16 protein-coding genes are annotated in these 19,551 nt (G+C 31.6%); 5 read left to right on the forward strand and 11 right to left on the reverse strand.

From position 1 onward, the window contains the following. The first annotated feature begins 48 nt into the window (after positions 1–48). Positions 49–1,365 (forward strand): dihydrolipoamide acetyltransferase family protein, encoded by a 1,317-nt coding sequence (locus ABNT14_RS04145; RefSeq protein WP_101903517.1) that lies wholly within the window; start codon positions 49–51, stop codon positions 1,363–1,365. A 252-nt stretch (positions 1,366–1,617) separates the two neighbouring features. Here ABNT14_RS04145 and ABNT14_RS04150 read toward each other — a convergent pair whose 3' ends face one another. The 5 genes from ABNT14_RS04150 to ABNT14_RS04170 form a co-directional block, all read right to left on the reverse strand. Further along, positions 1,618–2,511: a TIGR01777 family oxidoreductase gene (locus ABNT14_RS04150; RefSeq protein ID WP_101903516.1), complete on the reverse strand. Its 894-nt coding sequence runs from the start codon at positions 2,509–2,511 to the stop codon at positions 1,618–1,620. 244 nt (positions 2,512–2,755) lie between these two features. After that, positions 2,756–4,564: a DUF885 domain-containing protein gene (locus tag ABNT14_RS04155; RefSeq protein WP_101903515.1), complete on the reverse strand. Its 1,809-nt coding sequence runs from the start codon at positions 4,562–4,564 to the stop codon at positions 2,756–2,758. A gap of 13 nt (positions 4,565–4,577) precedes the next feature. Next, positions 4,578–5,348 (reverse strand): phospholipase D family protein, encoded by a 771-nt coding sequence (locus tag ABNT14_RS04160; RefSeq protein WP_145993587.1) that lies wholly within the window; start codon positions 5,346–5,348, stop codon positions 4,578–4,580. 85 nt (positions 5,349–5,433) lie between these two features. Continuing rightward, the gene (locus ABNT14_RS04165; RefSeq protein WP_101903514.1) at positions 5,434–5,778 is read right to left on the reverse strand and encodes a tRNA-binding protein; all 345 of its coding nucleotides are present in this window, start codon (positions 5,776–5,778) and stop codon (positions 5,434–5,436) included. A 161-nt stretch (positions 5,779–5,939) separates the two neighbouring features. Beyond that, entirely contained in the window at positions 5,940–6,587 is a 648-nt protein-coding gene (locus tag ABNT14_RS04170) for a DUF2459 domain-containing protein (protein WP_101903513.1), read from the reverse strand. 284 nt (positions 6,588–6,871) lie between these two features. On the opposite strand from ABNT14_RS04170, the gene cysS reads away from it, so the two are divergent. Genes cysS through lgt form a run of 3 tightly spaced genes read left to right on the forward strand, consistent with a single transcriptional unit; the run spans position 6,872 to position 9,506 of the window. Further along, positions 6,872–8,353, forward strand: a complete 1,482-nt coding sequence (gene cysS, locus ABNT14_RS04175; RefSeq protein ID WP_101903512.1) for a cysteine--tRNA ligase — start codon at positions 6,872–6,874, stop codon at positions 8,351–8,353. Positions 8,354–8,364: 11 nt separating this feature from the next. Then, positions 8,365–8,616, forward strand: coding sequence for a membrane protein insertion efficiency factor YidD (gene yidD, locus ABNT14_RS04180; RefSeq protein WP_101903511.1), 252 nt, complete (start codon positions 8,365–8,367; stop codon positions 8,614–8,616). 38 nt (positions 8,617–8,654) lie between these two features. After that, positions 8,655–9,506, forward strand: a complete 852-nt coding sequence (lgt, locus tag ABNT14_RS04185) for a prolipoprotein diacylglyceryl transferase (protein WP_101903510.1) — start codon at positions 8,655–8,657, stop codon at positions 9,504–9,506. Between the two features lie 195 nt (positions 9,507–9,701). On the opposite strand, the gene pip is transcribed toward lgt, so the two are convergent. The 4 genes from pip to fumC form a co-directional block, all read right to left on the reverse strand. Further along, entirely contained in the window at positions 9,702–10,628 is a 927-nt protein-coding gene (pip, locus tag ABNT14_RS04190) for a prolyl aminopeptidase (protein WP_101903509.1), read from the reverse strand. Between the two features lie 330 nt (positions 10,629–10,958). Then, positions 10,959–11,432, reverse strand: coding sequence for a nucleoside deaminase (locus tag ABNT14_RS04195; protein WP_058884769.1), 474 nt, complete (start codon positions 11,430–11,432; stop codon positions 10,959–10,961). A gap of 88 nt (positions 11,433–11,520) precedes the next feature. Next, positions 11,521–12,387, reverse strand: a complete 867-nt coding sequence (locus ABNT14_RS04200) for a YkgJ family cysteine cluster protein (RefSeq protein ID WP_101903508.1) — start codon at positions 12,385–12,387, stop codon at positions 11,521–11,523. Between the two features lie 280 nt (positions 12,388–12,667). Next, entirely contained in the window at positions 12,668–14,068 is a 1,401-nt protein-coding gene (fumC, locus tag ABNT14_RS04205; RefSeq protein WP_101903507.1) for a class II fumarate hydratase, read from the reverse strand. Positions 14,069–14,214: 146 nt separating this feature from the next. On the opposite strand from fumC, the gene ABNT14_RS04210 reads away from it, so the two are divergent. Next, a complete protein-coding gene (locus tag ABNT14_RS04210) occupies positions 14,215–14,388 on the forward strand; it encodes a hypothetical protein (protein WP_180947644.1) in 174 nt (57 codons plus the stop codon). 677 nt (positions 14,389–15,065) lie between these two features. On the opposite strand, the gene ABNT14_RS04215 is transcribed toward ABNT14_RS04210, so the two are convergent. Both ABNT14_RS04215 and yidC read right to left on the reverse strand, forming a co-directional pair. Continuing rightward, positions 15,066–17,519 (reverse strand): outer membrane beta-barrel family protein, encoded by a 2,454-nt coding sequence (locus ABNT14_RS04215; protein WP_101903506.1) that lies wholly within the window; start codon positions 17,517–17,519, stop codon positions 15,066–15,068. Between the two features lie 132 nt (positions 17,520–17,651). After that, positions 17,652–19,523 carry a membrane protein insertase YidC gene (gene yidC, locus ABNT14_RS04220; protein ID WP_101903505.1) on the reverse strand — a complete coding sequence of 624 codons (1,872 nt, stop codon included), beginning with the start codon at positions 19,521–19,523 and terminating at the stop codon, positions 17,652–17,654. Between the last annotated feature and the right edge of the window lie 28 nt (positions 19,524–19,551).

Raw genomic sequence — 19,551 nt, forward strand, 5'->3', positions numbered from 1 at the left:
AATGATCGATTTTTAGTAACTTTGCACACCTTAAAAAAAACTTATACTATGGCTAGATACGAATTGAAATTACCTAAAATGGGCGAAAGTGTTGCAGAAGCAACTATTACATCTTGGGTTAAAGAAATTGGAGATACTATTGATATTGATGATACGGTTGTTGAAGTAGCTACAGATAAAGTAGATAGCGAAGTGCCTAGTGAGGTTGAAGGAACTTTGGTTGAAATTTTATTTGACAAAGATACTGTTATTCAAGTAGGGCAAACAATTGCGATTATTGAAACAGTAGGAGATGATAGTGAGCAAACACCTAAAACGGATGCTGTAAAAGCGGCTGTTGTAGCTGTTGAAAAAACAATTGAAGAGGCTTCGGTAATTAAAAATGAAGTATCGGGTGTAATTGATACATCGTCAAGCGATCGTTTTTACTCGCCATTAGTTAAAAATATCGCAAAAGAAGAAGGAATTTCTTTTGAAGAATTAGAAACTGTTAAAGGAACAGGAAAAGAAGGACGTGTTACAAAAGCGGATATCTTATCACATATAAAAAACCGTAAAAATAAACCAGAAATTACTACTGAACCTGTTGCTGCTCCTGCTATTAAGGTTGAAAAACCAAAAGCTGCAGTAAAATCGGCACCAGTTACTTTGTCGGGTCAAGATGAAATTATTGATATGACTCGTATGGGTAAATTAGTAGCAAAACACATGGTTGATTCGGTAAAAACATCGGCACATGTACAGTCGTTTATTGAAATAGATGTAACAAATATTGTTACTTGGAGAAATAAAGTTAAAAACGCATATCAAAAAAGAGAGGGTGAAAAATTAACATTTACGCCAATTTTTATGCAAGCGGTAGCGCAAACAATTAAGAAACATCCGATGATAAATATTGCTGTCGATGGCGATAAAATTATCAAAAGAGGAAATATTAACTTAGGAATGGCAGCAGCCTTGCCTGACGGAAATTTAATTGTGCCAGTTATTAAAAACGCCGACCAATTAAGTTTAGTAGGTGTTACCAAACAGGTAAACGATTTGGCGGTTAGAGCTCGTGGAAATAAGTTAAAACCAGACGATATTCAGGGCGGAACTTACACGGTTACAAACGTAGGAAGTTTTGGAAGCATTACCGGAACACCAATTATTAATCAGCCACAAGTAGCAATTTTAGCCTTAGGAGCGATTGTTAAAAAACCTGCAGTTATTGAAACTCCAGAAGGCGATTTTATCGGGATTCGTCAAAAAATGATTGTATGTCATTCGTACGATCACCGAGTTGTAAATGGTGCTTTAGGAGGAATGTTTATTAAAACACTAAAAGAAATTTTAGAATCTTGGGATGTAAATCAAGATTTTTAGAAATAACTTATCAACCTAAATATAATGTAGAGACGCGATTTATCGCGTCTTTATTTTTTTAAGAGCCTGTTTAAATTTTAAAGAAAGTGTTCTTTAAAATAGATAAATGTCATGCTGAATTTATTGTAGCATCACATCAACAGGAAAGCTACGGTAAATCAGGATGCGAACCTGAAATAAATTCAGGTTGACGGATGCAGTTTCTTATTTTTCTGTTATAATTTTTTTTAGATGAAATTTAAACAGGATAATCTATTTATTTTTTTGATAAATAGCAAATAGAGCCGATTTTAAATCAGGGTATTTAAACGCATATTTTTTAGCTGTTTTTTTAGCAGAAACTCGGCTTCCTTTTAATAAAATACACGCCATTTCGCCTAAAATAAATTTCAATACAAAAGCAGGAGCATTTAAAAATAACATCGGTTTTTTTATAGTTTTACCAAGTGTTTTTGTAAAACTTTTATTGGTTTGATGTTCGGGAGCTACGGCATTATAAATACCTGTAAACTCATTTTTTTGTGTCGCTTTTACATATAAATTACATAAGTCATCTATATGAATCCATGGCATATATTGCGTGCCATTTCCTAAAGATGCTAAAAATAAAGGGGTATTTATTTTTGATAAAGCGCCACCAAATTTACTAAGTACTACGCCAGTTCTTAAAATAGTTACAGGAATATTTAATGTATTAAATTGATTTGCCGATTTTTCCCATTCAACACAAACTTTTGATATAAAATCGTTTTGAGGAGCATCAGTTTCTGTAAAAACTTGCCCTGAAGTAACAGCGCCATAATAGCCAATTCCTGAAGCTGAAATAAAACCTTTTAGCGGAATATTTAATTCTTTAACGCTATTAAAAAGTAAATTAGCAGACGCTACTCGGCTGTTTATTATTATTTCTTTTCGTTGGATTGTCCAGCGTTTATCGGCAATTCCTGCACCTGCCAAATGAATAATATGTGTAACGTTTTCAAAAGCTTTTTTATCGATATATTTTTTTGAAATATCCCATTTAAATTCATTTTCTTTTTTAGGGTTTCGGCTAAGTATTGCCACATCAATATTAAGTTCTTTAAAAACCTGTTGCAGTTGTTTGCCCACCAAACCTGTGCCTCCTGTAATTAATACTTTTGTCATACTGTTCTTTGTTTTTTAGTTTTATGAAACTTAAATAACGAATATAATCAACTTTTTTTTATTTTAAATACTAGCAGAAATTTCTAGCCCCGATTGTAGCAATTGTTTGAGCTCCTTTTTATTTTTTCTTTTAAAAAAATAAAAAGAGCGAGTGCGGAAAGCGGGAAATAGCTCCAAAAAAAACCTCTTCATAATATAGATGAAGAGGTTTAGATTTTGAATAAAAAAGGAGGTAATTATGCTTTTATTTAGTCACAATAATCCATTTGTTAATTTTATTTTCAAGTAGCGCCAACGGAATACAACCCGTTTCTAAAACTTGATTATGAAACTCACGAATATCAAATTTAGCGCCTAATTCTTGCTTTGCTTTGGCTCTTAATTCTCTGATTTTTAACTGCCCAATTTTATACGATAACGCTTGCCCTGGGTTTGCCATATAGCGCTCAATTTCTGAAATAATACTCGCTTCGCCTTCGGCTTCGTTATCTAATGAATATTGAATTGCTTTTTCACGACTCCAGCCTTTGGTGTGCATTCCGGTATCGACAACCAAGCGAATTGCTCGGTGCATTTCCATGCCTAACATCCCAAAATATTGATAAGGATCGGTATATAAACCAAGCTCTTTTCCTAGGTTTTCGGTGTATAAAGCCCAGCCTTCACCGTAGGCGCTGTACCATAAGGTTTTTCTGAACTCGGGCAAATCTTGGTTTTCTTGGGTCAATGAAATTTGATAATGATGCCCAGGAATTGCTTCGTGTAAAAATAAAGCTTCGTCTGAAAATACGTTGTATTTTGTAGCGTCAGGAATTGGTGTGTAAAAAACGCCAGGACGTGTTCCGTCTAAAGAGCCTGCGTTATATTCGGCACTTGCTGATGCTTCTCTGAATTTTTCGGTTTGTTTTACAACAAATGGTGTTTTAGGTTTGTTACCAAATAATTTTTTTAATTGCGGTTTCATTTTGGCATGAATGGCATTAAAATTATCGATAATTTGTTTTGGCGTTGTGTAGGGCATTAATTTTTTATTGCTACGAACGTCGTCAAAAAATTCTTTTAAACTTCCTTTAAAACCTACTTGCTCTTTTATTTTTTCCATTTCAGATAAAATACGGGCAACTTCACTTAAACCTAATTGATGAATTTGATCGGCGGTCATTTGTGTGGTCGTATAATTTTTTATGGCGTGGGCATAATAGGCTTTTCCGTTAGGAATAGCATCAATTCCGCTTGTTTTTCTACCTGCTTTTAAATAATCGGTTTGTAAAAATGTGTGCATTAATTTGAAGGAAGGAATTAATTTTGCCTCCAACATATTTGTGTACGATTTGGTTAGTTTTTTTTTATCATCATCTGAAAAATCCGAAGGAAAATTGCTTATAGGCGTATAAAATAAATGCTCGGTTGTTGTTGCTTGAGCTAATGTTTTAAACTGCGGAATTACTTTTTTAATTAAAGATGCTGGCAATACATAACCCTCTTTAATTCCTTGCTGCATGTTTTTAATAGCCGTTTCTAGCCAGTTGTAATAACCGTCTAATCTGCCTAACCAATTTTGATAATCTTTAACGGTTTTAAAAGGCTGTGCACCGCTACCACTACCAAAAGTTCCCATGGTTAAGTTAATAGTCCACATTTGGTTTATGGGCATTAAGGCATCGTTTTTAAAGCTGTTTTGTGCTAGTGCCATATCACAATCCCAGGCTAAAACAGCCTTACTCATTTGCTCACTTTCCGATAAATCAGTATCTTTAAACTTGGTTAATTTTGTTTTAAAATCGGTATAAAAAGCCGTGTTTTTTTGTTGATATGCTTCCGACAAAGTATTTGGAAATTGGTCATTAAAACGATTATCGCCTGCATTTGTAGCGTTAATTGGGTTTAATTTTAACTTCCCTTCGTTATATTGGTTTAATAATGTGTTAAACGCGGTGTTTTTTACATTTGTTATTTTTTGCTGATTTACTGCTTGAGTATTTGTTTGTTTTTCTTCTTTACAAGAAGTTAGAAATGTAGCGGCGGCTACTACGGATAAAAATATTTTTTTCATAAGTATTGGTTATTTAAGCTGTTTTTTTAGGATTGTTTTTAGTCGTTTTATTTTCATATAATTCGGCACCCCAAAGTTGAATGTCTTTTTCGTGCAAATTAGCATGATGAAATAACTGATTAAACTCTTTTTTAATTTCTTTGATAGCGCTAGAATCTTTGGTTCGAACACTTGTTTCGTAGTTGTTTTTTAAACCACTAACAGTAAAATTTAACGAACCTACATAGGCTATTTTATCATCAATTATATAAATTTTACTATGGATGAAAGAATCGCTTAATTTTGATTTATAAGGTGATATATACACTTTAAAAGGGAACAGTTGTGAGTAGCGATACGTGTTTTTTAGCGTAATTTTTTTGCTAAAAGATCTGTAAACAAAACAGAGTATTATTACGGGAATAAAACCAATTGAAATTAGGGGATTTTCGGTTTCATAAAAGGCAAAGAGCATGGTCATTAGTACCCCAATAATACTGAATATTATTATTTGAGAAATTGCCTGCCATCTTTTGGCTGAAAGCCCTTTTTTCTTTTTGTTTTGAACAATTAATTTACGGATATTTTTATCGGAATCATTTTTAAAGTCTTCAATATTATCGGAGGTAATTAATTCAATATTTAGTTTTTTAGCTTTTAATTTGATGAGCTCTTTTACTAAAGAAGCAGATAAATAAGGGGAAACAATTTTTATAGATTTTTTGGCGTTTTGAATATCACTAATTAAGTGTTTTCCTGCGGCTTTACCTATATAAATATCACATTTGGCATTGTTAATAAACATTTTGAATTCGTTGTTGTAATTAGTACTTATTTTAAATAAGTAACAGTATTATTTAAAATTTAGGGGGTAATCGAGAATGTATAATTTATCCGATTCGTGTGCCGTTTTTAATGTTTTTATCAGCAGAAATAAGCGTTACTTCTTTGTTGTCGCCAATAGCACCTAGCACTAAACATTGGCTCATAATATTGGCTATTTGTTTTTCAGGAAAGTTGGTAACCGCTACAATTTGATTTCCTATTAATTCTTCTGGCGTATATAATTTGGTTATTTGTGCCGATGTTTTTTTGATACCAAATTCACCAAAATCAATGTGCATTTTATATGCGGGTTTTTTTACTTCTTTAAATATATCAGCAGAAATAATAGTACCAATACGCATTTCTACTTTGGTAAAATCATCCCAAGTTAATGATGTGTTTTTTTGCATTTATATTTTTTTAGTGGTTTTCTATAGATATTTTTTTTGGATAAAAAGAATTATTTTTGTGTAAAGCGTAGTTTGTTTTTTATCGTTGTAAGTTTAGGGCTTAATTTCCTAAATAAATTAAAACTAACAATTAATTTTATAGCGTGTTAGTAAATCGTATTTTATTGATACTTGTTTAGTAGCCCAAAATCAAAAGGTGTCCATAAACAAGATTTTAATCCAGTTTCTTTAAATCCAATATTTACCCAACTGTTACAGGTTTTAAAACAGGAATAACTTCCTTTTGATCTATAAAAATTATCTCTTGATGAATACCCTTTGTTTTCAAGAATCATTTTCATACCGTTTTCATTAATTTCAAATGTATTGAGTAAATAACTGTTTAATTTTTGTAATTCAGAGTGATTTACTTTTATTTCAATCCAATCTGAACGTTTCTGTTTATAGCGAGTTACGTGCATTAATGTTGAACTTTTCAAAAATAATGCTCTAAAAGCATTGCTAAAAGTTAAATCGCTCAAAGTTGGTGTGTTGATATAAAAATTTCCATCTCCCCAGCCAAAAGATAAATATTTTTCACTTTTTTCGTGTTTTATTCCTGATAATACTAAGCTATCAATATTTTCTATTGGAATTACAATATCTAAATGAACTCCATTTGTATTTAAATAAATCAGTTTTTCAGCACTTTCATTATTCAGAATTCTGTTAACTGTTATTGAAGATAGAATTAAAGAAATAATTATATATGTTATTGGAATTAATAAAAAAGATAAAATCCATTTAATTATTTTCTTCCCTAGTTTCATATAGTTTGATTCATCTGTTAGCTAACAATTATATAAAGTAAAAACGAAATAAGAGCGTAAAATTACATATAAATACAAAGCAAAATACACGGAAGTTAAAAAAGTATCATATTTAAGGTAATAAAAAACGATGTTAGAAAATTTATCAGATTCATTCAATGAATAACTTCATTAAAATAGGTTTTATTTTTTAACGTAAATTTCACTAAAATTCCAATTCATTATTTTTAATAATGATAGCTATCTTTTACTTATCTTTAGCGTTTATTAATAGTCATTTTTGTATGAAATTATATCAAGAAAACCAATTAAAAGTATATAACTCTTTATCAAAAAGTAAAGAGCTTTTTAAAACTGTAAACGACGGATATGTAGGTATGTATGTGTGTGGACCTACGGTTTATAGCAACGCCCATTTAGGAAATGTACGAACGTTTATGTTTTTCGATGTGGTGTATCGTTATTTATTGCATTTGGGATATAAAGTGCGTTATGTACGTAATATTACCGATGCAGGGCATTTAGAAAATGATGCCGATGAGGGTGAAGATAGAATTTCTAAAAAAGCACGTTTAGAAGAAATTGAACCGATGGAAGTGGTTCAAAAGTACACCGTTGATTTTCATGATGTTTTAAAAAACTACAATTTTTTACCACCGAGTATTGAGCCAACGGCAACTGGGCATATTGTAGAGCAAATTGAAATGATTAAGGAAATTATCGAAAAAGGTTTTGCTTATGAAATAAATGGTTCGGTGTATTTTGATGTGTTAAAATATAATGAAACTGGTAATTACGGAATCCTTTCAGGACGAAATATTGAAGATGCCATTCATAATACCCGTGTTTTAGATGGGCAGTCTGATAAAAAAAATCCACAAGATTTTGCACTTTGGAAAAAAGCCGATGAGCGCCATATAATGCGTTGGCCTTCGCCTTGGAGTGATGGTTTTCCAGGTTGGCATTTAGAGTGTTCTGTGATGAGTACCAAGTATTTAGGTGAGAAATTTGATATTCACGGTGGTGGAATGGACTTAAAATTCCCACATCATGAATGTGAAATAGCACAATCGCAAACTTGTAGCGGTGTTACGCCTGTAAATTATTGGATGCACACCAATATGTTGTTGTTAAATAGCCAGAAAATGGCAAAATCAACAGGTAATTTTATTTTACCTAACGAAATTTTAACAGGAGAAAATGACGTTTTACCAAAGGCATTTTCGGCAAGTGTGGTTCGTTTTTTTAATATGCAAGCCAATTACAGAAGTATCCTAGATTTTTCAGGTGAAGCCTTAGAAGCATCAGAAAAAGGACATTCAAAATTAATGGAAGCGGTAAACTTCTTAGAAAAAATTGAAGCAGGAAGTTCTTCTACTTTTGATGTTCAGAAATGGAAAAAAGACTGTTATAACGCCATGAATGACGATTTTAATACGCCTGTATTAATTTCTCATTTATTCGAAGCGGTAAAAACAATCAATCAAATAAAAGAAAATAATGCTAGTTTAACCCAGGCTGATTTATTAGAATTTACAACCACTCTAAACGCTTTTGTTTTTGATGTTTTAGGATTGATGAATCAAGTAACACAAGGAGCTTCTTCGGATAAAGTAAACGGCGTTGTCGAATTGTTAATTAAGCTACGAAAAGAAGCACGTGAAAACAAAGATTGGGCATTATCTGACCAAATTCGTGATGAATTATTAGCCTTAGGTGTTCAGCTAAAAGATGGAAAAGACGGAACAAGTTTTTCAATCAATTAATTAATTAATAGTTGAAAAAAATTTTAACATATCCGTTTATACTTTTGGTGCGGTTTTATCAAACAGCAATTTCACCATTTACACCGGCTAGTTGCCGATATTCGCCAACCTGTTCGGGTTACACCATTGAAGCCTTGCAAAAACACGGCGTATTTTATGGCGGTTACTTGGCTTTGAAAAGAATTTTTAGCTGTCATCCGTGGGGAGGAAGCGGGTATGACCCTGTGCCAGAAAAGTCTGTGTCAAAAAAAGAAAATAAATAATAGTCGTTTTAATTTAATGACATAAAATAAAATAATACATGAATTTTTTATCCATCGTATGGGATTTAGATCCTGAAATTATAAAAATAGGTAGCTTCGGTATTCGTTGGTATAGCTTAATGTTTGTAGCTGTATTTGTATTAGGGCTTCATTTAATGAAGAAAATTTTTATAAATGATAATATTGCTGTCGAAAAATTAGACCCATTATTTATGTACGTTTTTGTTTCGATGTTGGTCGGAATGCGTTTGGGAGATGTGTTTTTTTATAGCTGGGATTATTATCAACATCATTTATTAGAGATATTTTTACCGATGAAAGAGCAAGAAGGCGCTTCTACATTATTTGGCTTGATAAAAGGCTGGAGATTTACAGGTTTCACAGGTTTTGCAAGTCATGGCGCGGCCATTGGTATTCCGATAGCTTTGTATTTTTATGCTAAAAAACATTTGCAAAAATCTTGGTTATTTATTTTAGATAGATTAGGAATTATTGTTGCTTTGGCAGGTTTTTTCATTCGATTAGGGAACTTTTTTAATTCGGAAATTTACGGAAAACCAACAGGAAGCACTTTCGGCGTTATTTTTAAAAGAGCAGGTGAAACTGTGGCGTGTCATCCAACGCAATTATATGAAGCGTTTAGTTATTTAGCCTTGTTTTTTGCTTTGTGGCATTTTTATTGGAAAACAGATAAAAAGAAGCAAGAAGGATTTTTATTCGGATTGTTTATGGTTGTTTTATGGTCGCTACGTTTCTTTATCGAATTTTTGAAAAAAGCACAAGTTGATAGCCGAGAAGATTGGGTTTTAAACTCTTTAAACACAGGGCAAGTATTAAGTATTCCACTTGTTTTAATAGGTGTTTGGCTGATGTTTAGAAAATCGAAATAATCAAAAATAAACTTAATTTATAAAAAAACCTTCAATTTAATTGGAGGTTTTTTTGTTTTTGTCAATTCGAGTGATTTTAATAACTAAAAGGAATTAAAATTGTATCGATAATTATTTTATTATTTTGATACTCAAAAGTTCTCGATACAATTTTTTTGAAGGAAAAAAATCACTCGAACTGACAGTTTTTTAACTTTAAGAAGTAATTCTTTTTAATTCAGAAATTAAAGCGATTTTATTTTGTTCATCCGAAGAAGAATGTCCTGCATTTTCAATATTTAATTTCGAATTATTTAACGCATCGTGCAATCTGAAAGCTTGAACTGGCGTACAAATAAAATCGTAGCGTCCGTGAACAATTGCCGTTTTAATATCTTTTATTTTATCAATATTATTCATGATAAAATCTTCCGAAATAAAACAATTATTTTTGATATAATGCGCTTCTAAAATCGCCATTGATTTGTACGAAAATGTTTTTAAAACTTCTTCGGTATCGGTAATTTTATTGATAGTGTAAAATGACATTTCGTAATATGCCCATTCATAGGCATATTTATTGCTGATTTCTTCATCATCGCAGGTCATCATTTTTAAATAATAATCCACAGGGTTTTCGCCTTTAGGAACTAATTTATTAAAACGATTCCAAACATCAGGAAAAAACTCTTTAATTCCACCGCCAATATAATGGTCAAAAGCATATGTATTTGCCAACCAAATTCCTCGAATAATCAATCCTAAAACGCGCTCTGGATGATGAATTGCATAGACAAGCGAAAGTGTGCTTCCCCAAGAACCGCCAAAAACATAGACTTTATCAAAATTTACATAATCTAATAAAGCATTAATATCTTGTAAAAGAAGTTGTGTTGTATTGTTTTCGATGCTTCCAAAAGGCTTACTTTTTGAAGTTCCTCGTTGGTCGAAAAAAAGTACATTATAGCGTTCTGGGTCAAAAAATTGCTTGTCTTTATCGCCAAAACCAGCTCCTGGACCACCGTGTAAAAAAATTACAGGAATCCCTTTTGGATTTCCATATAATTCAAAATAAAGTTCGTGTCCGTGAGAAACAGGGAAATATCCCGATTTATAGGATTTAATATTTTTTTCTGATGTCATCTGTTGTTTTGCTTGAAAATTTGTGTTTAAAAAGATAAAGATACGGGTTTTGCTAGTTTTTATGATAGTCTAAATATCAGAATAATTTGTAAGAAACAAGGGGTTGATACGTTAGCCAGACCTTACAGGTTTCTAAAACCTGTGAGGTCTAAATATATAATATGCTTAATTAAAAACTTACTAATAATAATGATATAAGCAAAAACCCCTAGCCCCGATTGAAGCTTTGTTTGAGCTCCTTTTTGTTTTTTTCAAACAAAAAGAGCGAGTGCGGAAAGCGGGAAATAGCTTCAAAAAAAAATCCTAAGCTATAAACTTAGGATTTTGATATTAATATTCAACTTTATCTTGTTTTTCTGTCCATTTTTCAAACGGCTCTAAGGCAATTTTTTGCCCTATTTGCTCAAAAGAAATGCTACGCTTTTCGTAAGGTAATGCAATTTCTTTGTAAATAAAAGCATCGTCAAAACCAATATTTGCGGCATCTTGCTGGTCACATCCGTAGTACACTTTGTCTGGTCTTGCCCAGTAAATTGCGCCTAAACACATCGGGCAAGGCTCGCAAGAAGTGTAAATAATACAACCGTCTAATTGAAAAGAACCAAGGTTTTTACAGGCATCTCTAATTGCTGTAACTTCGGCGTGAGCTGTTGGGTCGTTGGTCGAAGTAACCTTATTATTTCCGCTACCAATAACCACACCGTCTTTTACTACGATACAGCCAAAAGGACCACCTTCATTGTTACTCATTCCTTTTAAAGCGGCTTTAACAGCTTCACTCATATGTTTTTCGTGTTCGTTCATTATTTTTGGTTTTAGGGGGCAAAAATCACTGCCTAATTTAAGTGATTTAGCATATTTAATTAATAAAAAAAAGTAAAATATTTAAGTATTATTCTTTAGCTCCGTGACTTTTAGCAGTTTCAATCCAATGTTCGGATAATCCTTTTGTATCGGCTCTTAAACCTCTTGATAAATGCAAAGCTACGGCAATTATTAAAACCGAAGCCTGATGAAGTTCTTCAAATGTTTGTAGGCTTCCGAACTCTTCTTGTGCTTTTAAAAGTAGAAAATCGTTGTGTTTTTGAGCGAAAGTAACAGGATTATTTTCGTGATTTGTTATATTTGGAATCATTAAATAATCTAGCCATTTTTTACCGATTCTTTCTGCTAATACTTGCGGGTTTTCGTTACCGATTTCTCTCCAAGCAGCCAGTGTTTTTGTGTCACCAGAAGCTGATAATCCTGAATCTAAAAGTAGTTCAAAACCAATATCAGCAATGTTTTGCATCACCATTAAATAAGCATCTAGTGCTTTTTCATATTCTCCTGCTTTTTGTCCTTTTAAATATTCGCCTACACTAAGTTTAGGTAAGTCTAATACTTCAGCACAATCTGTTAAGCACGGAAAAGCATTTCCTTCGTAAATATATTCGGCTTTTTCAAATTGTACTTGACGACCTAACGGATATAAACGACACGCTAACGGACGCCCAAGATGTACGCTACAACCAGCATTGTCTAAATATTGGCTACATGATTTCTGTCCTTTTTTATCGGTTTTTCCATCAAAAAGTAATTGGATACCGCCAAATTCGGTATAAAGATTTCTGAATTTTTTTGTTGTAATTTTTTTCTCTTGACTAAAACTAAATAATTCCCACGGATTCAGCATTACATCTTTTCCAAAACAACACGACCCTGAGCGTGAGCAGGTAAGCGGTAATATACTTTCTGAATTTAGTTTTGTTACTTGCATTTTGTATGTTTTATTTTAAAAATGAATGGTTGAAAATGAGTACTAGCTGTTTTTATAGCGGGGGCAAAAATAAGATTTAAAAAACAAAAATCCCTACAATTATAAATTGTAGGGATTTTTTTAAGTTTAATAAGAGCTTGTTTAAATTTTATCTGAAAAAAAACATCACATCCGTCAACCTTAATTTATTTTAGGTTCGCATCCTGATTTGCTGTAGTTCTTCTGTTAATGCGATGCTGAAATAAATTCAGCATGACATTTATATCTAATAAAAAAAAGCTTATTTTAAAGCACCAATCATTTCTTCAGGTTTTACCCATTCGTCATATTCAGCTTCAGTTACATAACCTAAACGAACAGCTTCAGTTTTTAAAGTAGTTCCGTTTTCGTGTGCAGTATTTGCAATTTCAGCAGCTTTATAATATCCGATTTTTGTATTTAATGCAGTAACTAACATTAAAGAATTGTTTACTAATTCAGTAATTCTAGTATGATTTGGCTCAATACCAGCCGCACAATTTACATCGAAAGATACACAAGCATCTCCAATTAATTGAGCAGATTCTAATACATTTTTCGCCATCATTGGTTTAAAAACGTTTAATTCGTAATGACCTTGCGTACCACCAATAGTAACAGCAACATCATTACCCATAACTTGCGCACAAACCATAGTAATTGCTTCTGCTTGCGTAGGATTTACTTTTCCAGGCATAATAGAAGAACCTGGTTCGTTTGCAGGAATAATTAATTCACCAATACCAGAACGAGGACCAGAAGCCATCATACGAATATCGTTGGCTATTTTATTGATAGAAACCGCTAATTGCTTTAAAGAACCATGAGTTTCAACAAAAGCATCATGAGCCGCTAAAGCTTCAAATTTGTTTTCGGCAGTAATAAAAGGTAAACCTGTAAATTCAGCAATATATTTAGCAACTAAAACATCGTAACCAGCTGGAGTATTCAACCCTGTACCAACAGCAGTTCCACCTAAAGCTAATTGCGATAAATGCTCTAAAGAATTTTTTAAAGCTTTTAATCCGAAGTTTAATTGTGCTACATAACCAGAAAATTCTTGACCTAAAGTTAGGGGAGTAGCATCCATTAAATGCGTACGTCCAATTTTTACAACGTCTTTAAACGCTTCTGATTTTGCTTGTAAAGTATCACGTAATTGTTCAACTCCAGGAATGGTAACTTCTACAATTTTCTTGTAAGCAGCAATGTGCATTCCTGTAGGAAAAGTATCGTTTGATGATTGCGATTTGTTTACATCATCATTTGGTTGAATAGTTTTTTCACCTTCACCAATAACTTTACCTGCAATTTCGTGAGCTCTGTTAGCAATTACTTCGTTACAGTTCATGTTACTTTGCGTACCAGAACCTGTTTGCCAAATTACTAACGGAAATTGATCATCATGTTTACTTGCTAAAATTTCATCACAAACTTGTGCAATTAAATCTCTTTTTTCGATTGCTAAAACACCTAATTCTGCATTTGTATATGCTGCAGCTTTTTTAAGATACGCAAAACCATATACAATCTCTAAAGGCATTGAGCCAGCAGGACCTATTTTAAAGTTGTTACGAGAACGCTCTGTTTGCGCTCCCCAATATTTATCCGCAGGAACTTCAACATTTCCCATGGTATCTTTTTCAATTCTGTACTTTGCCATTTTAAAATTATTTAAAAGAATATAATTTAACTTACCTCCAAATTTACAAATTCTTATAGGTTTTAGTAGTGATTTTTGTCATATTTTATTGGATAAAAAGAAAAATAGTTCTAATTTTGCTCTATAACAATTATTACAGAAAACAAATGTTAGATTTTTCACAATTTTCAGGATTAGTATTATTCATGTTTATTTTTACAACTGGTTTTTGGTTGTTAATTTTCTTATTAACATTTGTTGTTCCTTATTGGATTGGTGGAACAATTTTAGAAAACTTGAAATTGAAAAAAGAAGCTAAAAAAGCCGCTCAAGGTAACTAAGCTTTTCCTTAGGAAATATATACATAAAAGCTCGTTCATTTATTTGAACGAGCTTTTTGTTGTACGTAGTATTTTATTTGAAGCAATTTTCCCGCTTTCTGCACTCGCTTTTTTTATTTTTTTGAAAAGAAAAATAAAAAAGAGCTCAAACAAAGCTTCAATCGGGGCTAGGCAGTTTTACTAAAAATTTGTTTTTTCACTAAGAGCTTGTTTAAAAATTAAATAAACTGTCAGTTCGAGTGATTTTTTTTCTTCAAAAAAATTGTATCGAGAACTTTTTTGTATAAAATTCATCAACATAAAACAATTCAAATTCTCGATACAATTTTAATTCCTTTTAGTCATTAAAATCACTCGAATTGACAAGAATCATCAAAAAAAAGGAGAACTACTGCAAATCAGTTTGACGGATGCGGTTTTTTGTTTTTCTGTTACATTTTTTTTAAAAATGAAATTTAAACAGGCTCTAAGTTTTTTAAGCTGATAATTTATTTGAATATTTAGACCTCACAGGTTTTAGAAACTTGTGAGGTCTGTCCTCGAATTGATAAAAATCATTAAAAAACTAAGAATTGCGTTAGGGATTGAATGGCATGTTTGAGCTCTTTTAGTTTGGTGCTTTTTTGCACCAAACTAAAAAGCGAGTAATGAAAGCCCGCTCGAACGCCCAAAAAAAATTATCCATTAAATTCTGAATCACCTTCATTGTTTTGCCTATTTTCTCTTTTCTTCTTTTGATTAAAACGATACGTAAAACTCAACGAAATTTGTCGCTCTCTCCATTGAAAAGTTCCGTTTGCTATTGTTGATGGATTTTCTATTCCGCCATAATACGTAGTGCTTTCACGCTTGCGAGAATTGAATAAATCGCTTACATTTAATACTAATGATGCTTTTTCTTTTAAAATATCTTTGCTAAAAGATAAATTTGCCATAAACATTCCTTTTATATTACTTTGTGCATTATTTTTAGAACCACGATACATTAATCGTGTTTGCCAAGCTATTTTTGCGGGCAATGTAATGCGAGAATTAAAACGAGCAAACCAGCTGTTTTCGTTTACTTCGGCTAAATTTGTAACAATTTTTGAGCCATCTTGCGAGGTGTAAGTATGTGAAAAAGCATTTGTATTAAATTGATAATAATTGAAACTTGCTGATAAACGTACTTTTTTTGTAGGATTATAATTACTTGTAAATTCGAATCCGTAGCGGTTTTCGTCGTTTAAATTTACTGGCTGACGAATAAAAATATTGTTTTCATCTCTTTTTTCTATAACCGATATGGGTTGAACAATATCCGTTGAATGTTGATAATATACAGAAGCTCCTAAGTTGAATTTTCTGATTTTTGTGTTATATCCTAAATCCAAAGAATTGGTAAATGTCGGGTTTAAATCGGGGTTTCCTCTAAATACACTAGTTGCTGAACTTCGGGTTTCAAACGGATTTAAAAACCAATGACGTGGTCGTCTTAAACGTTTGCTATATCCTAAAGTTAGGTTTTCATTATCGTTTAATTCGTAACCAATATTTACCGTTGGAAACCATTTAGTGTATTTTTTAGTTGATTCTTGGTTGGTCGTTAATACGTTTAAATCAATATCTGTAATTTCTGAACGCAGTCCTAAAAGGTATGAGAATTGATTTATTTTACTTCCATATTGCGAATAAAAAGCAAATATATTTTGCTTAAAAGTAATGGCATTTGAAGGGTCAAAATCATTCGATGAATTTAAAATATTTACTTTAAAATCAGAATTCAAATCTTGATAACTTGCTTTATGTCCGATTTCAAACTGACTATTTTCTCCGATAGGGAACACATAATCTATTTGAAGTAATTTTTCTTTTGAGCTTGTTATTTGCGAATTTAATTCAGATAAAACTCCATTAACAGTAACTGGCATATTTTCTGTTTCTTGGCTATCGCCATATTGTAAATCGATGGTTAGTTTTTGCCCGTCTTTATTTAAATTATTCGTATAATTTATTGAATATTGCTTGTCTGTACCATTCTCTTGCTCATTTTCGATACGAGTTTCATTTAATAAATTTTTTGAAGAATCGTTAAATAAAAACCTGTCTGTTAAATTAGTTGCAACATCATCTCCATCAGATTTTCGATACACAAAATTACCTGTTACAGAACTATTTTTGTTGATATAATATTCCATACCAACAGAAGCGTTGAAGTTTTTATTTTTTCTATCAAAAGTTCTGTCTTCTATTTGTGTGCTATCTAAAATACCATTTTTTAAATAAGAAAAGGTGGTTTTTGAATTTCCTGGACCTTTTCTGTAAGAATAACCCAGATTAGAGAATAAATTGAATTTTTTAGTACGATAATTTAAGTTTGGTGCAATTCGTAGTAAATCAGGATTACCTGCCGTAATATTTAATGAACCGTTAAAACCTGTAATTTTTCCTTTTCGAAGGATGATATTTAAAATACCAGCCGTTCCTTCGGCATCATAACGAGCTGATGGTGCTGTTATTACTTCTACTTTTTCTATTGCATCAGCAGGTAAATTACGTAAGGCATCTGTACCTGTTAATCCGACTAGAGCAGAGGGTTTTCCATCAATTAAAATACGAACATTTTCATTACCACGTAAGCTAATAGCACCTTCTGCATCAACATTTACTGATGGTACATTGTCTAAAACATCCGAAGCTGTTCCGCCTTTTACGGTCATATCTTTACCAACGTTGTAAATCTTTTTATCTAAACGGATTTCTACTGTTGATTTTTCAGCAATAATTTCAACTTCATTTAATTTTTCTGCATCTTCAGAAAGCGTAATAATTCCTAAATTAGTGTTTTCTATTAGTTTTTTGTTTGATAAATTTTTAGTTTTAAAACCAATAAATTCAACTTTAATTGCATAAAATCCTTTAGGAACTTGAATAGAAAAGTTTCCATTTGTATCCGTTATTCCTCCAGAGATACGTTTGCTTCGCATATGTGTGAAGACTAAGGTTGCGTATTCTAAAGGTTGTTTTGTATTTGATTCTATAATTTTTCCTGTTAAAGTTATTTTAGGAATATTACCTTGTTTTTTTGTTGGTCTTTGTGCTTGAATTGAAATTGAAAGCATAAAAATAACAATTAGAATAAGTTTTTTCATTGCGTATTTAATTGATTAAATTTTGATAAGACAACTAATTTATTTAAAGGTTTAAAAACAAATTGTTAAATAAATGTTAAAGTAAAAAAGGTCGCATTTAGCGACCTTTTAAGTTATTTAAAAATAAAAATATTATTTATTCTTAGCTCTCTGTTGAGCTGCTTGTTGCTCTTGAGCTTGTTTCATAGCAGCATCTAAACGTTCACGGAACTTGCTTTTCGCTTTTTCAGGTTTCTTTTTGTTTTCTTCAATTTTTGCATGAATTTTAGCTTCATCAATTACAAAGTTTTTAATAACCAACATAATTGCGATAGTTAATAAGTTTGAGATGAAATAATATAAACTTAATCCACTTGCATAATTATTAAAGAAAAATAACATCATAAGAGGAGAGAAGTAAATCATATACTTCATCATTTTTTGCATATCAGGCATTCCTTCTTGCGTTGGAGCTTGCATATTTGCTTGCTGATTTTGGTTCATTCTCATGTAAAAGAAAATAGCAATAGATGCTAAAATTGGGAATAAACTAATATGGTCACCATAAAAAGGAATACTAAAAGGTAATTGATAAATCATGTCATATGATGATAAATCATTTGCCCATAAGAATGTTTTTTGTCTGAAATCTATATTTGTAGGGAAAAACTTAAATAACGCAAAGAATACAGGCATTTGTAATAATGCAGGAATACATCCTGACATCATACTTACACCAGCTTTTCGCTGTACAGCCATAGTTTCTTGTTGGCGTTTCATTGCGTTTTCTTTACCAGGGAATTTTTTATTGATTTCTTCCATTTCTGGACGAATCACTTTCATTTTAGCACTCGATAAATACGATTTATAAAGTACTGGCGACATAATAATACGAACAACGATGGTCATAAAAATAATAATCAATCCGAAATTACCAATAAAACCTTTTAAAGCGTTAAATACAGGGTAGAATACAGTACGGTTTAAAAAACCAAAAATTCCCCAACCTAAATCTGTAATTTCACTTAAACCTGTTCCTTCGTAAGTTTTTAATAAGTTATAATTTGTAGGTCCGTAAAACCATTGCATATTATAATTTAATTCTCCATTTGTTAAAGCTAAAGGAGCTTTTAAGCTATATGTTTTAGTGAAAACTTTATCTTTTTCTTCACCAGCAAAATCAACAGATTTTAATGCAGTATCTTTTAAAGGAGTATCTGAAGATAAAATAGTTGAGAAAAAGTGTTGTTTATAAGCAACCCAATTTACATCATTTATAATTTCATCATCATTCATTTGTAAATAATCAACTTCATTATCAGCTTTATAATAATAAGATGAATATTGATTTTCGGTTTTTAAACTTTTTTCATGTCTAAAGCCTTTTAAATTCCAATCTAAATTAATTGCTTGTGAGCTGTTTATTACAGTACTTAATCCTTGTGAACGAACTGCAAATCCAACACGATAATCATCTTTTTTGATTTCATAACGATATTCTAAAAATTGATTTTCTGATACTTTCAATTTCATAGAAAGTATTTGCGTATCTCCATTTTTAGTTAAAGTAGGAGCAAACAATAAATCTTTAGTATTTAAAATACGATTATCAGTAGTTCCGAAGTTAATATTAAAAGAAGCGTTTTTATCTTTTATCAAAAATAAAGGAAGTGAATCGTAGGTTTTGAAGTTTTTAAGTAAAGCTTCAGTAATTTGCCCTCCTTTATTGTCAATTGTTAATTTAATAAGTTCGTTTTCAATAGAAGTAACTCCATTTTTAGTAGTTGAAGCACCATATGCAAAAGCACCTAATTTATTTTTTAGGGCAATTTTTTGTAGTGAATCGCTTAAAATTGCTGTTCCTACTGCGTTATTTTGAGCTGTTAAAGCATCTGTAACTTGTGCTGTTTGCGTTTTAGTTTCAGGAGTTATTTCCGCTTTGCGGTTACTTGTCCACCAAAGTAATATTCCTCCTAATAAAAGCATTCCTATGAATGACTTTACATCAAATTTTTTTTGTTCCATTGATATGTGTTATAAATGATGACAACTT

The sequence above is a fragment of the Tenacibaculum dicentrarchi genome, from assembly GCF_964036635.1.
GTDB lineage: Bacteria > Bacteroidota > Bacteroidia > Flavobacteriales > Flavobacteriaceae > Polaribacter > Polaribacter dicentrarchi.

Excerpts from the sequence above, each read along its gene's own strand:
- ABNT14_RS04145 (WP_101903517.1), top strand. The coding sequence starts at position 49 with ATGGCTAGATACGAATTGAAATTACCTAAAATGGGCGAAAGTGTTGCA.
- ABNT14_RS04150 (WP_101903516.1), bottom strand. The coding sequence starts at position 2,511 with ATGACAAAAGTATTAATTACAGGAGGCACAGGTTTGGTGGGCAAACAA.
- ABNT14_RS04155 (WP_101903515.1), bottom strand. The coding sequence starts at position 4,564 with ATGAAAAAAATATTTTTATCCGTAGTAGCCGCCGCTACATTTCTAACT.
- ABNT14_RS04160 (WP_145993587.1), bottom strand. The coding sequence starts at position 5,348 with ATGTTTATTAACAATGCCAAATGTGATATTTATATAGGTAAAGCCGCA.
- ABNT14_RS04165 (WP_101903514.1), bottom strand. The coding sequence starts at position 5,778 with ATGCAAAAAAACACATCATTAACTTGGGATGATTTTACCAAAGTAGAA.
- ABNT14_RS04170 (WP_101903513.1), bottom strand. The coding sequence starts at position 6,587 with ATGAAACTAGGGAAGAAAATAATTAAATGGATTTTATCTTTTTTATTA.
- cysS (WP_101903512.1), top strand. The coding sequence starts at position 6,872 with ATGAAATTATATCAAGAAAACCAATTAAAAGTATATAACTCTTTATCA.
- lgt (WP_101903510.1), top strand. The coding sequence starts at position 8,655 with ATGAATTTTTTATCCATCGTATGGGATTTAGATCCTGAAATTATAAAA.
- pip (WP_101903509.1), bottom strand. The coding sequence starts at position 10,628 with ATGACATCAGAAAAAAATATTAAATCCTATAAATCGGGATATTTCCCT.
- ABNT14_RS04195 (WP_058884769.1), bottom strand. The coding sequence starts at position 11,432 with ATGAACGAACACGAAAAACATATGAGTGAAGCTGTTAAAGCCGCTTTA.
- ABNT14_RS04200 (WP_101903508.1), bottom strand. The coding sequence starts at position 12,387 with ATGCAAGTAACAAAACTAAATTCAGAAAGTATATTACCGCTTACCTGC.
- fumC (WP_101903507.1), bottom strand. The coding sequence starts at position 14,068 with ATGGCAAAGTACAGAATTGAAAAAGATACCATGGGAAATGTTGAAGTT.
- ABNT14_RS04210 (WP_180947644.1), top strand. The coding sequence starts at position 14,215 with ATGTTAGATTTTTCACAATTTTCAGGATTAGTATTATTCATGTTTATT.
- ABNT14_RS04215 (WP_101903506.1), bottom strand. The coding sequence starts at position 17,519 with ATGAAAAAACTTATTCTAATTGTTATTTTTATGCTTTCAATTTCAATT.
- yidC (WP_101903505.1), bottom strand. The coding sequence starts at position 19,523 with ATGGAACAAAAAAAATTTGATGTAAAGTCATTCATAGGAATGCTTTTA.